Origin of the sequence: Solicola agrisoli, from assembly GCF_049059935.1 — a bacterium.
Lineage (GTDB): Bacteria > Actinomycetota > Actinomycetes > Propionibacteriales > Nocardioidaceae > JAURVT01.
The window spans coordinates 71,204-84,304 of the sequence record NZ_JBMGQR010000012.1; the positions used below are offsets into that span (position 1 = coordinate 71,204).

Annotated in this window: 12 protein-coding genes; 7 read left to right on the forward strand and 5 right to left on the reverse strand. The window is 73.1% G+C overall.

Going from position 1 to position 13,101, the window contains the following annotated elements; genetic code table 11:
* Nucleotides 1-92: 92 nt before the first annotated feature.
* Nucleotides 93-380 (reverse strand): DUF2516 family protein, encoded by a 288-nt coding sequence (locus ACI6PP_RS06875; RefSeq protein ID WP_421110225.1) that lies wholly within the window; start codon nucleotides 378-380, stop codon nucleotides 93-95.
* 102 nt (nucleotides 381-482) lie between these two features.
* Between ACI6PP_RS06875 and ACI6PP_RS06880 the strand changes: the two genes are divergently transcribed.
* Nucleotides 483-710 (forward strand): hypothetical protein, encoded by a 228-nt coding sequence (locus ACI6PP_RS06880; RefSeq protein ID WP_421110227.1) that lies wholly within the window; start codon nucleotides 483-485, stop codon nucleotides 708-710.
* Between the two features lie 3 nt (nucleotides 711-713).
* Here ACI6PP_RS06880 and ACI6PP_RS06885 read toward each other — a convergent pair whose 3' ends face one another.
* The 3 genes from ACI6PP_RS06885 to ACI6PP_RS06895 all read right to left on the reverse strand — a co-directional run bounded on the left by ACI6PP_RS06885 (nucleotide 714) and on the right by ACI6PP_RS06895 (nucleotide 3,400).
* Nucleotides 714-1,943, reverse strand: a complete 1,230-nt coding sequence (locus tag ACI6PP_RS06885) for a superantigen-like protein SSL4 (RefSeq protein WP_421110229.1) — start codon at nucleotides 1,941-1,943, stop codon at nucleotides 714-716.
* Nucleotides 1,940-2,377: a helix-turn-helix domain-containing protein gene (locus ACI6PP_RS06890; RefSeq protein WP_421110230.1), complete on the reverse strand. Its 438-nt coding sequence runs from the start codon at nucleotides 2,375-2,377 to the stop codon at nucleotides 1,940-1,942. Before ACI6PP_RS06890 ends, ACI6PP_RS06885 begins: the two co-directional genes overlap by 4 nt.
* 66 nt (nucleotides 2,378-2,443) lie before the next feature.
* Nucleotides 2,444-3,400 (reverse strand): asparaginase, encoded by a 957-nt coding sequence (locus ACI6PP_RS06895; protein WP_421110232.1) that lies wholly within the window; start codon nucleotides 3,398-3,400, stop codon nucleotides 2,444-2,446.
* 91 nt (nucleotides 3,401-3,491) lie between these two features.
* On the opposite strand from ACI6PP_RS06895, the gene ACI6PP_RS06900 reads away from it, so the two are divergent.
* The 6 genes from ACI6PP_RS06900 to ACI6PP_RS06925 all read left to right on the forward strand — a co-directional run bounded on the left by ACI6PP_RS06900 (nucleotide 3,492) and on the right by ACI6PP_RS06925 (nucleotide 11,311).
* Nucleotides 3,492-5,042, forward strand: coding sequence for a fibronectin type III domain-containing protein (locus ACI6PP_RS06900; RefSeq protein WP_421110234.1), 1,551 nt, complete (start codon nucleotides 3,492-3,494; stop codon nucleotides 5,040-5,042).
* Between the two features lie 105 nt (nucleotides 5,043-5,147).
* Nucleotides 5,148-6,980: a fibronectin type III domain-containing protein gene (locus ACI6PP_RS06905; RefSeq protein ID WP_421110235.1), complete on the forward strand. Its 1,833-nt coding sequence runs from the start codon at nucleotides 5,148-5,150 to the stop codon at nucleotides 6,978-6,980.
* Between the two features lie 32 nt (nucleotides 6,981-7,012).
* Nucleotides 7,013-8,218, forward strand: coding sequence for an adenylyl-sulfate kinase (gene cysC / locus ACI6PP_RS06910; protein WP_421110237.1), 1,206 nt, complete (start codon nucleotides 7,013-7,015; stop codon nucleotides 8,216-8,218).
* 68 nt (nucleotides 8,219-8,286) lie between these two features.
* Entirely contained in the window at nucleotides 8,287-9,198 is a 912-nt protein-coding gene (gene cysD / locus ACI6PP_RS06915) for a sulfate adenylyltransferase subunit CysD (protein ID WP_421110239.1), read from the forward strand.
* The gene (locus ACI6PP_RS06920; protein WP_421110240.1) at nucleotides 9,199-10,440 is read left to right on the forward strand and encodes a sulfate adenylyltransferase subunit 1; all 1,242 of its coding nucleotides are present in this window, start codon (nucleotides 9,199-9,201) and stop codon (nucleotides 10,438-10,440) included.
* Nucleotides 10,441-10,585: 145 nt separating this feature from the next.
* Nucleotides 10,586-11,311, forward strand: coding sequence for a 4'-phosphopantetheinyl transferase family protein (locus ACI6PP_RS06925; protein WP_421110242.1), 726 nt, complete (start codon nucleotides 10,586-10,588; stop codon nucleotides 11,309-11,311).
* Between the two features lie 20 nt (nucleotides 11,312-11,331).
* On the opposite strand, the gene ACI6PP_RS06930 is transcribed toward ACI6PP_RS06925, so the two are convergent.
* The coding region (locus ACI6PP_RS06930; RefSeq protein WP_421110243.1) for a DEAD/DEAH box helicase at nucleotides 11,332-13,101 on the reverse strand (1,770 nt) is incomplete at its 5' end.

Sequence of the window (13,101 nt, forward strand, 5' to 3'; positions counted from 1 at the left end):
CCCACCTTAGACCCGGCTGAGAGACGGGACGTTTCGGACGTGAGTCGGGGGGAGGCGATCGTGAGTCGTGCCACGATCGGCGCGGACGACGGTCAGCGGCTGCCGGCGACCTGCTTGAGGGCGGGGCGCGCGTCGGCGAGGTAGACGAGCGCCGCCACCGTGCCGACGAGGTTGAGGATGCTCAACGGGCTCGAGAAGAGCAGGTGCGCCACGGCCGCGATGACGAGCAGGATCATCCACAGCTGCTTGGTCTGCTTGTCGGCCGCGACGAACTGCTCGGGCGAGCGCGTGATGGCGTCGACGAGCGCGAAGGCCTTGACCCCCAGGAGCACCAGGGAGACCAGCAGCAGGAAGCCGCTCTGCACGGCGAACAGGTCCATGCCCCGATGGTACCGGGCGGGGCGGCGCGCCTCCCTGGCGAGAACTGTCGGCGGCGCATGCTCGACTGGGGCCACCCACCCGACGACAGCCCAGGAGGACCCGTGCTCGACACCCTGACCGACGCCGAGGCCGCGCTGTCCGAGCCGGCGCTCTGCGCGGGCTGCCCCGACCGCTACGCGCCCGAGGACGGCTGGGGCGGGCTGTGCCCGTCGTGCTGCGCCCTGCTCGACGACCACGCGGCCGGTCGCCACGACCGGCGCACCGTCACGTCGTGCCTGGGCTGCCTGGCGGGCGAGACGGTCGGCACCGCTCGCCGCGCCAGCGCCTGAGGCTCAGCTGCCGCTGGGGGCGTTGCCCGGGGTTCCGGGCGCCGCCGACGTGCCGGTGCTCGGCGCCGACGGCGAGGACGTCGTCGGCGCGCTCACCTTGGGCGAGGCGGGGGTCTGCGCGACGCCCGACCCGGTGGCAGGGGGCGTCGACGTGGTGCCCGAACCGGTCGACGGCGGCGTCTTGGAGGTCGCCTCCGAGCCGGTGGCCGGGGCGGACTTCTGCGACGCCGGCGTGGGGGCGTTCACCGGCGCGGCCTTCTTCGCCGGAGCCGTGGTGGCCGGAGCGGACTTCTTCGCCGTGGTCTTCTTCGCCGCGGTCTTCTTGGCGGGGGCCTTCTTCGCCGGGGCCTTCTTCGCGGCCGCCTTCTTGACCGCGGGCGCCTGGGTGCCCGGCGTCTTCTTGGCCGGGGCCTTCTTGGCGACCGTGGCCGGGGTCTCGGTGGTGGCCGGGGCCGCCTTCTCCGCGGCCGGAGCCTTCTTCGCCGGGGCCTTCTTGGCCGTGGTCTTCTTGGCGGGGGCGGCCTTCGTGGTGGTCGGCAGCGTGGCCGACGGGGTCGCCTTCGCGGCAGGAGCCTTCTTCGCGGGAGCCTTCGTCGCGGGGGCCTTCTTCGCCGGCGCCTTCGCGGCGGCAGGCGTCTTCTTGGCTGCGGCCTTCTTCGCCGCGGCCACCGTCGAGGCGGGCGTCGGGGTGCCGGTGGACTTCTTCGCGGGCGCCTTCTTCGCGGGGGGCACGGCGGCGTCGCGGACCGCGGTACCGGCCTGGGCGAGGTCGGCGGCGGCGCCCTGCTGCTCGGCGCGCAGGTCGCGGACGGTCTCGCGCAGGTCGGCGACCACGTCGGCCGCGCGGTCGCGGACCTCCTCGGCGATGTCCTCGACGCGGTCCTCGAGGTCGTCGCGGAGGTCGTCGAGGTCGATGGCGCCGCTGAGCCGGTCGACGACGGCGCCGCCGCGGCGCGCGAGGTCGGAGAACAGCGAGCCGGCCTGGCCGAACGCGTAGCCGGCGGCGGCCTGGGCCTGCGCGGGGACGGCGCGCACCTGCGCCTGCAGGCTGCTGTCGCCGCTGGTCTCGTCGCGACGGGCCCGGCGTGCCTGGTCCTGCAGCGACCTGAGCTCGCCGATGAGGGCGTCGACGTCCAGGCCGGGTGCCTCGCCGGCGCGCAGGCGCTCGATCACGAGGTCGCCCGCGCCGAGCACGGCGAGGACGGGGGCGGGGATCTGGTCGGTGATGCTCACGAGGTCTCCTCGGTGGATGGGGTCGGGTCGGGGCCGTCCTCGTCGTCACCCGCGAGGGGTGAGGCGGCGGCCTGCTCGTCGCGGACGGCGCCCACGAACGAGTGGTAGATGTCGAGCAGCGCGTTCTTCTGCCGCTCGGTGAGCAGGGGGTCGAGCGCGACGGCGTCCTCGACGGCGCGGGTGCGCGACTCGTCCACGTCCAGGATCCCGGCGCGCACGTACAGCGACTCCGCCGAGATCCTCAGCGCCTTGGCGATCTGCTGCAGCACCTCGGCGGACGGGCGGCGCAGGCCGCGCTCGATCTGGCTCAGGTACGGGTTCGACACGCCCGCCTGCTCGGCGAGCTGGCGCAGGGACAGCTGCGCCTGCCGACGTTGGTCACGCAGGTGCTCGCCGAGGTTCTCGACGGTCCTGCCCACCTTGTTGCGAGCCATGCCTCCATCGTCACGCGGTGTGCTTGCTGCTGCAAGCAGAAGCTTGCTCCCAGCTTGCGAGAAGACTCACACGCCGCGCACGAGGTCGCTCGCCCGGACCTCGCCGACGGGCCGGCCGCCGCCCAGCAGGACGTGCGTGCCGTCGGTCTCGAGCACGTCGTGCTCGTGACCGGCTCGACGGAGCGCCGCGGCCATCACCACCGGCCGCGCCCGCGCCCCGCCGTCCTCGATCTTGAGGGCGAACGACGAGCCGTCGGGCATCGCGACCGCGTAGCAGGCCTCCGCACCGGCCTTGGCGATGGCGCCGGGGAAGGCCGCGAGGAGCCGCGCCTCGTCGCGGCGGGTGCCGCTGACGTGCTCGGGCCAGCCGCTCACGGCCGCGGCGACGAGCCCGGCCGCGCTGTCGGGCGGCGCCTGCACGAGGCGCCCGAACGCCCGCGCCAGCCCGGTGAGCGTCGAGGAGAACAGGGGCGCCCCGCACCCGTCGACGCCCGTGACGTCCACCGGCTCGCCGGTCAGGTCGGCGACGGCGTCGCGCAGCCTGCGCTGCAGCGGGTGCGCGGGATCGAGGTAGCTCGCGACGTCCCAGCCGTTGACGACGCAGGTGGCGAGCATGCCCGCGTGCTTGCCCGAGCAGTCCGCCAGGACGCTCTCGGCGTCACCGCCCGCGCGCACGTGCGTCAGCCGTGCGACCTCGTCCATGGGCAGCAGGGGCGTGTTCAGCAGCGCGTCACGGCCCAGCCCGGCACGTGCCAGCAGGTCGTCGACACCCGCGACGTGGGTCGGCTCGCCCGAGTGGCTCGCGCACACCAGGGCCAGCAGCCGCCCGCGCACGTCGAGGCCGGCCTCGACCATCCCGACCGCCTGGAGCGGCTTGAGGCACGACCGCGCGAACATCGGCCGGTCGACGTCGCCGACAGCCCACCGCCGCTCTCCGTCGGGACCCAGGTGCACGACGGCGCCGCGGTGCACGCCCTCCACGAGTCCGGACCGGACGACCTCGGCGACCACGGGTGAGCTCACCGCCTCACCCTAGGGACGGCGCCGCCGAATCACCCGAACTGACTACTCATTTTGGAGTACAAACCGCGGTCGTGCCGCCTAGTGTCGCGACGTGCCTCCTTCGAACGGACGACGTCGCGCCGCTTCGGTGGTGCTCGGACTCGCTCTCGCCACCGGTCTGTCGGGCCTGTCGGCCCCCGCGTCCGCCGCCCCGACGCCCCGCAAGCCCGCGGGCGTCCGCGTGGTCTCGGTGGGCGACCAGGGCTTCACCGTGACGTTCAGGAAGTCGAGGTACGCCACGAAGTACCGGATCTGGACGTCCACCACCAAGAGCCGTCTCGCGCTGTCCACCATCAGCCGCACCCACGCCTCTCGCAAGGCCCGCAAGCCGCGTCTGACCATCACCGGGCTGCCCTACACCAGCGCTCCCTACTACTTCCGCGTCCAGGCGATCGGACGCGGGAAGTCGCGCTACTCCGGCGTGATGTCGACCTCGCTGCGCACCAGCACCCCCACGGCGCTGCGGGCGACGTCGTCGGCCACCGGCGGACTCGCGCTCACCTGGGGCGGTCGTGCGGCGGCCCGGTACGAGGTGCAGCAGGCCACCGACGGGCGGATGTCGCGCGGGGTGCGCAGCTGGTCCACCCGCAGCGTCTCGCAGTCCTTCAGCCCCTACGGCCTGACCCCGGGCACCACCTACTGGTTCAGGGTCCGCGCCGTGAACGGCAGCAGCACCTCGTCCTGGACGGCCCCCGTCGCGCAGGTCGCACGGTCGCGCGGGCTGTCGGTCCGGGTGATGACGTACAACGTGCTGCGGCGGGCGTCCGACGGCAAGGCCTACGCCGGCGGCGAGCGCGTGGCCTCGTGGTCCTCGCGCGGACCCGCCGTCGTCTCGACCATCCAGGCGTCCGGCGCCGACGTCGTCGGCCTCCAGGAGGCCGCGGACTGGACCGACCGCGCCGTCGGGGCCGACGGCCCCGGGCAGCGCCAGGCGGACTGGATCCGGGCGCGCCTCGGCTCCGGCTGGGCCCTCGCGACCACCGAGACCGCTCCGAGCCAGGGGGTCGCCTGGAGGCGCACGGGCCGCTACGTCGTGTTCGACAGCGGTCGGTTCGCCCAGGACGCGGCCGGCAGCTGGACGCTGTCGGGCGCCGGCACCTCGAACCCGACGATCGCCGCCTGGGCGGTGCTGCGCGAGCGCAGCACCGGTGCCCGCATGCTCGCCGTCTCGGCCCACCTGGCCGCCGCGCCGGGCGCGGCCAACGACCGACGCCGTCAGGCCGAGACGCAGAACCTGCTGCGCGTCGTCGCCCAGGCTCGACAGGCCCACGGGGGCGTCCAGGTGGTCTACCTCGGCGACTTCAACTCCGACGCCGGCAAGAAGCACCCCCTCGACGGCCCCGGCGTCACGTTCCGCGCGGCCCGGGTGGCCGACGCCGACGAGGCCGCCCAGGCCGTGGGCGCCGAGAACCGCTACAACAGCGCGAACCAGCTGCTCCGCACGGCACCGGCCAGCGCGACGCACGTCGACCACGTGTTCGCGCCCGCGGGGGTCGGCGTGCGCACCTGGGGCATGCGCCTGTCGCTGCGCGGCGGCCGGTTCGTCGGCGTCATCCCCTCGGACCACAACGCGGTGGTGGCCGACGTCGTCGTGCCCTGGTGAGACCGCGCGAACGACGCCGGGACGAGCGCCTCCTCTGTTAGGCTCGCCGCGCCGAATCGGGCATCTCGGGCACCGGCATCTCGGACAGCACAGGGGAACCAGACGATGACCTCCACCAGCACGCGCGGCCTGTTCGCGCGCGGTCGGCGCGGTGCGGCCGTCGTCGTGCTCGCGTCCGCGATGGTCCTGACGGCCCCCGGCCTCCAGGCCGAGGCCGCCCCCAAGAAGCCGGCCACGGTGAAGACCGTCAAGGCCTCGGTCAAGGGCACCTCGGTGATCAAGGTGCGCTGGTCCAAGGCCAAGAACGCCACCCGCTACAAGATCGAGGTGGCCACCAACCGCGCGATGACGCGCGAGCGCCGCGCGGCCGTGCTCAAGGGACGCGTCAAGACCGTCACCGGTCTCAAGCAGGGCACCACCTACTACGTGCGGGTGCGCGCCTATCGCGGCAAGAAGGCCGCCAAGCCCAGCCGCGTCGTCGCCAAGCGCACGCTCTACGCCACCCCGAGCACGCCGACGATCACCACCCGCGGCACCGGCTACGCCGCGGCCACCTTCAGCTGGACGCCCGCCACCTACGCCACCAGGTACCGCGTCGTGATCAGCCGCGGGCCGGGCATGGCCGTGCTGCAGCGCACCCCCTGGCAGACGTCCCGGACGCGCTCCCTGGCCAACCTCCGCGCCCTGCCGGCCGGCACCTTCTACTACGCCCGCGTCGAGGCCAGCAACAGCGGCAAGGCGTCACGGCTCTCGGCCCCCAAGGTCGTCCTGCTGCAGCCCTACACCCCGAGCGGCCTCACGGCGGGCCCGTCGTCGGCGATCGGCGTGACGGGCACCTGGTCGCGGGCCACCAGCGCCCAGAAGTACGAGGTCCAGGCCTCCCCCGACCCCACCTTCACCACCGGCGTCCGCACCAACTCGACGGTCGGTGGCAACGAGGGCTTCGGCGCCGTCAACGGGCTGACCAGGAACACCACCCAGTACCTGCGGGTGCGATCGGTCAGCGGCAGCATGCGCAGCGGCTGGTCGTCGACGGTGTCGGCCAGGACGCTCGCCCGCAGCTACCAGCTCGACATCGGCTCGTACAACGTCGCCTGCGCCAACCCCGCGCTGCGCTGCAGCACGGCCCGCCCGTGGTCGAGCCGGCGCAACGCGGTGGCCGACCTGCTCGACGGGCAGCGGTACGACGTCGTCGGCCTGCAGGAGCTCGGCACCGCCGACGTCGACCCCGGCACCGCCAAGCGCACCCAGGCCAAGGACCTCCTCAACCGCCTCGACGAGCTCGACGGCCGCTACGCCTACTCGGGCGGCGGCGACCTGGACGTGGACGGCTCCCACAAGTCCGGACGCTGGCTGCTCTACGACACCACGAAGGTCGACGAGGTCAGGGTCGACGGCGTGAGCCAGGGCGGGTTCCTCAACATCGGCTACTCGACCGGCACCCGCAAGACCGCCTGGGCCGTCTGGCAGGTCTTCCAGCACCGCCGCACCGGTGAGCGCTTCGTCGTCGTCGACGCCCACACCGACCCCTACGTCGGCCTGACGTACGACAAGAACCGCTTCAACCAGACCCGCTCGCTGATCGGCCAGGTCCGGGCGCTCCCTCAGGTGCAGGGCCTGCCGGTGATCTACACCGGCGACTACAACTCGCACGAGTTCCGCGAGTACGACGGCCCTCGCGCCGCGTTCAACCAGATCGCCTACCTCGACGGCGACGACTGGGCGGCCTCCAAGACCGACGCGGCCTACAACAGCGCCAACGGCTGGCGCACCCCCGCGCCCCGCCAGGGCGCGCACACCGACCACGTCTACGTGCCGCGCTCGGTGGGCGTCAGCCAGTTCGAGGTCGACCTCGAGGTCGACGGCGCCGGGCGCTGGCTGGGCCGCATCCCCTCGGACCACAACCCCGTGCGCACGCTGCTCGAGATGCCGTACTGAGCCACCGGTCGTCCGTGGCAGGATCGCCGACGATGACTGCCCAGTGGACACCCCCCGCCGCCGTGCTGGCCGACCTCGACCTGGTGCTCACCGGCACCTGGCCGCCGGGTCGCCCGTTCACCGTCGACCCGCCGTCCGGCGCGGACGAGCCGGTCGAGCTGCTCGACCCCGAGGGCGTCCCGCTCGCCGTCCACGACCCCGCCACGGGATCGACGACGCCCCTCGCGCCGCTCGACCACGGCCCGTTCCGCAGGCTGCACCTCTCCCCCGCCCAGGTGCACGAGCGGCTCGGGAGCGCCACCCCGACGGTGCGGCTCGTCACGGCACCCCCGAGCGAGGACGACGTCGCCGCCGTGACGTCGGCGCTGGCGTCCGGCCCCGTCGTCGTGGTGGCCTGCGTGGGGCCGGGCACCCCGCGGGGCGTGTCCGGCGTCGCCCTCGTCAGGGCGAGCCTCGCGGCGTTCGGCGGACGTCCCGGCCTGGAGGTGGTCGCCGCCTCGGTGGCGGCCCGCGCCGACCCCACCGACCACGAGGCGTTCGTCCTCGACGTCGGCCGCACCTTCGGCCCCGACGTCGCCGTGCTGCCGGGCACGGGCACCCTGCCCGCCGCGGTGCGCGAGGAGGTCGGGCACGACCGTCCGGCGCCCGCCGAGCGGGGGCTGGTCGTCCTGTTCACCGGGCTCTCGGGCTCGGGCAAGTCGACGATCGCGCGGGCCCTGCACGACCGGCTGCTCGAGCGCACCCGCCGCACCGTCACCACCCTCGACGGCGACGTCGTGCGCCACCACCTGAGTCGTGGGCTCGGCTTCTCCCGCGAGGACCGCGAGACCAACATCGTGCGCATCGGCTGGGTGGCCGCCGAGGTCGCTCGGCACCGGGGGGTGGCCATCTGCTCGCCCATCGCGCCGTTCGCGAGCACCCGGGCCACGGTGCGCGGCTACGTCGAGGACGCCGGCGGCACGTTCGCGCTGGTGCACGTCGCCACCCCGCTCGCCGAGTGCGAGCGCCGCGACCGCAAGGGCCTGTACGCCAAGGCACGTGCCGGCGAGATCCCCGAGTTCACCGGCATCTCCTCGCCCTACGACGAGCCCGACGACGCCCTGGTGCGCGTCGACACCACCGGTCGCGACGTCGGGTCCTGCCTCGACGACGTGCTCGACGCGCTCGTCGGCGCCGGCCTGCTGGAGCCGGGTGTCCGCGATGCGGCACGGGACGGGGACGGCGCCGCGCGTCGATAGACTGCTGCGGTTGCCCTCGCCGGGCAGCCCCCGTCCTCTCGCCCCACCGCCCACCCGCAGGAGCCCGTGTGTCCCCATCGGCGGACTACCGACTGAGCCAGCTGGACCAGCTCGAGGCCGAGTCGATCCACATCTTCCGTGAGGTCGCAGCGGAGTTCGAGAAGCCCGTGCTGATGTTCTCCGGCGGCAAGGACTCGATCGTCATGCTGCGACTGGCCGAGAAGGCGTTCTACCCGGCCAAGCTGCCCTTCCCCGTCCTGCAGGTCGACACCGGCTTCGACTTCCCCGAGGTGCTCGAGACCCGCGACCGCTGGGTCGACCGCCTCGGGCTGCGGATGATCGTGGCCTCGGTCGACCAGGCCATCGCCGACGGCGTGGTGGCCGACGACGGTCGCACCAGCCGCAACCGGCTGCAGATCGGCACCCTGCTCCACGCGATCGAGGAGAACGGCTTCACGGCCGCGTTCGGCGGGGGGCGCCGCGACGAGGAGAAGGCCCGCGCCAAGGAGCGCGTCTACTCCCACCGCGACGACTTCGGCCAGTGGGACCCCAAGAACCAGCGTCCCGAGCTGTGGAGCCTGTACAACGGCCGGATCGCGCCGGGCGAGCACATGCGGGTGTTCCCGCTGTCGAACTGGACCGAGCTCGACGTCTGGGACTACATCGCCCAGGAGCAGATCGACATCCCCTCGATCTACTTCTCGCACCAGCGGGAGGTCTTCGAGCGCGACGGCATGCTGCTCACGACCGGCGACCACGCGACCCTGCGCCCCGGCGAGACCGCGAGCACCCGCACCGTCCGCTTCCGCACCGTCGGCGACATGACCCTCACGGGCTGCGTCGAGAGCACCGCCAGCACCCTCGAGGAGATCGTCGAGGAGGTCGCCGTGGCCCGCGTGACCGAGCGGGGCGCCACCCGTGGCGACGACCGCTTCAGCGAGGCCGCCATGGAGGACCGCAAGAAGGAAGGGTATTTCTAAGTGGATCTCCTACGGTTCGCCACCGCCGGCAGCGTCGACGACGGCAAGTCGACCCTGATCGGCCGCCTGCTGCTGGACTCGAAGGCGATCTTCGAGGACCAGCTGGACGCCGTCGAGCGCACCAGCCAGGACAAGGGGTACGACTACACCGACCTCGCCCTGCTGACCGACGGCCTGCGCTCCGAGCGCGAGCAGGGCATCACCATCGACGTCGCGTACCGCTACTTCGCGACGCCCCAGCGCAAGTTCATCATCGCCGACACCCCCGGCCACGTGCAGTACACGCGCAACATGGTCACCGGCGCCTCGACGGCCGACCTCGGCCTGGTGCTCGTCGACGCCCGCACCGGGCTGACCGAGCAGAGCCGCCGGCACGCGGTGATCCTGTCGCTGCTGCGCGTGCCGCACCTGGTGCTCGCGGTCAACAAGATGGACCTCGTCGACTACGACCAGGCCGTCTACGACCGCATCCGCGCCGAGTTCACCTCGTTCGCGGCCAAGCTCACCGTGCCCGACCTGACGATCATCCCGATCTCGGCGCTCAAGGGCGACAACGTCGTGACGCGCAGCGAGCACATGCCCTGGTACCACGGGCCGTCGCTGATCCACCACCTCGAGCACGTCCACGTCGCCTCCGACCGCGACCTCGTCGACACCCGGTTCCCCGTCCAGTACGTGGTGCGGCCCAAGTCCGACGACTTCCACGACTACCGCGGCTACGCCGGCCAGGTGGCCGGCGGCGTCCTCAAGCCCGGCGACGAGGTCAAGGTGCTGCCCAGCGGCTTCACCACCCGCATCGCGGGCATCGACCTGCACGAGCGGGAGATCGCCGAGGCCTACCCCCCGATGTCGGTCACGGTCCGGCTCGAGGACGACCTCGACGTCAGCCGCGGCGACATGATCTGCCGTCCGCAGAACGCCCCCGAGCCCTCGCAGGACATCGACGCGATGATCTGCTGGATGGCCTCCGGCGCCCTGCGTCCCAAGCAGAAGCTGGCCATCAAGCACACCACGCGCACCGCCCGGGCCATGGTCACGAACGTGCAGTACCGCCTCGACGTCAACTCGCTGCACCGCGACCTCGAGACCCCCGAGCTCGGTCTGAACGAGATCGGACGCGTGCAGCTGCGCACCACCACGCCGCTGTTCGCCGACTCCTACGACAAGAACCGCACCACGGGGTCGTTCATCCTGGTCGACGAGGCCACCGGGGCCACCGTCGGCGCCGGGATGGTGCTCTAGCCGCACCCCGGCTGCTCAAGGTCCGGGCAAGGTCGGCCGTCCACCGGACGGCGACCGGACCCGCTGGTACGCTGATCCCGATCACACCGATGGTGTCAATGGCCAATCCGGGGGACCATGTCCTCGGTCGTGAGGAGGTGGCGCGATGACGGACGACCGCGTCTGGCTGTGCGCCCTCGACCTCGACGAGTGGGAGCAGGTCGCACCGCTCCTGCACCCCGCGGCCTACCCCTCGCCGCGTCTGCCCGAGGACGCCCGCATCGCGTCCGCGGCCACCGACGCCCTGATCCGCGTCGCGATCCACGAGATCGCCGGACCCGACGTCGACCCGTCCGCGCTGCTCAACCCCGAGGCCCTGCGCAAGGACACCTCGCTGCCGTTCGACGCCGTGCACTACTCGGTCTCGCACGCGCCCCACGCCCTCACCGTCGCGGTGAGCCTGTCACCCGTCGGCGTCGACATCGAGCCGGTGGCCGACACCGTCGACTGGCGACCCCTGTCGCACGGCCTGGTCGCCGGCGCGCTCCGTGCGCCCGACCTCCGCGCGCAGTCCGCCCGCACCGCCTACGAGCGTGCCCGCCTGCGCGCCGCCACCAAGGCCAGCGGCGAGGCGATGCCGGTCAACCAGGGCGACCTGCCGCCCCTCCAGCCCGGCTGGTGCCACCTCGGCGGCTCCGACATCCACGTCCACGACGTCAGCTGGCGCCGCGACCACGCCGTGGCCGTCGCCTCGCACGTCCTGAGCGCCCCCGTGGTGCTGGAGACGACCGCCTCGCAGGTGCTCGAGCGCTGGCGCGAGACGACGCAGGGCGTCGGCGAGACCCGTCGCCACACCGGCTCCGGGTCGGGCTCGGCGGCTCACACCGCCTGAGCCGCCCGGGCGGTCCCCGTCTACTTGTGGCGGGGCTTGCGGTTCGGCTTGGTGCCGGTGGGCGGTCCGTCGCCACCGCGGCGCGCGGCAGCGGTGGGCGGGCCGTCGTCGGGCTGGATCCGGATCAGGCGACCCGAGATCCGGGTGCGCTCGAGTCGCTCCAGCGTGCCCGGGGGCAGGTCGGTGGGCAGCTCGACCACCGAGTAGTCGCCGAGGATGGTGATGCTGCCGAAGTCGGAGCGGTGCAGACCGCCCTCGTTGGCCAGCGCGCCGACGATCGAGCCGGGCCCGACCTTGTGGCGCTTGCCGACCTGGAGGCGGTACAGCGACATGCCCTGGGTGGCCTTGCGGCCCTGCGGACGACGGTCGGGACGGTCCTTGCGGTCCTTGCGGTCGTCGCGTCCGCTCAGCACCGGGGTGGTCTCCGGCGAGAGCAGGAACTCCTTGTCGTCGTGCGCGATCACCGCGAGCGCGGCGGCGAGGTCGAGCGGGTCGACGTCCTTCTCGGTGGCGTACTCCTGCAGCAGCTGGCGGAAGAAGCCGGTCTGCTCGCTGCCGATCCGCCGGCCGATGGCCTCGGTGAACTTCTCGACGCGCTGGGCGTTGACGTCGTCGACGGTGGGCAGGCTCATCTCGGTGAGCGGCTGCTTGGTGGCCCGCTCGAGCGACGACAGCAGCCGGCGCTCGCGGGGCGTCACGAACAGCAGCGCCTCGCCCGAGCGCCCCGCGCGGCCCGTGCGGCCGATGCGGTGCACGTACGACTCCGAGTCGTGCGGGATGTCGAAGTTGACGACGTGCGTGATGCGCTGGACGTCGAGCCCGCGGGCGGCGACGTCGGTGGCGACGAGGACGTCGACGGCGCCGTTCTTGAGCTGGCCCACGGTGCGCTCACGCTGGGCCTGCACGAGGTCGCCGTTGAGCGCGGCGGCGGAGAAGCCGCGGGCGCGCAGACGCTCGGCGACCTCCTCGGTGGCCTGCTTGGTGCGGACGAACACGATCATCGCGTCGCCGCTCTCGGTCTCGAGGATGCGTGAGAGCGCGTCGAGCTTGCGGTGCTGCGGGACCATCAGCCAGCGCTGGCGCACGTCCTGCGCGGCGACCGCGCGCTCGGCGACCTTGAGCTCGACCGGCTCGTGCAGGTAGCGCGAGGCCAGGCGACGCACCGACGACGGCATGGTGGCCGAGAACAGCGCGACCTGCTTGAACTCCGGGGTGCCGGACAGGATCCGCTCGACGTCGTCGGCGAAGCCCATGCTGAGCATCTCGTCGGCCTCGTCGAGGACGAGGTGGTCGATGCCCGACAGGTCGAGCGTGCGCTTGTCGAGGTGGTCGATGATGCGGCCGGGCGTGCCGACGACGACCTGGGCGCCGCGCTTGAGGCCGGCGATCTGCGAGCCGTAGCCGGTGCCGCCGTAGATCGGCAGCACGCGGATCCCGGGCAGGTTCGCCGCGTAGCTGGTGATCGCCTCGGTGACCTGGATGGCCAGCTCGCGCGTGGGCGTCAGCACCAGCGCGCGGGGCAGGTTGTCGGTGGGGTCGGGCGCAGCGGCCAGGCGCGAGAGCACCGGCAGCGCGAAGGCGGCCGTCTTGCCGGTGCCGGTCTGGGCGAGCCCGACGACGTCGCGGCCCTCCAGGATGGCCGGCACGGCTGCGGCCTGGACGGGGGTGGGGACCTCGTAGCCGACGTCGGCCAGCACCCGGAGGATGCGGTCGTCGTCGAGGAGGTCGGCGAAGGTGGTGCGGTGCTGGGCGTCGGGAGTGTCCCCAGAAGCCGAGCCCGTGGGGACGGT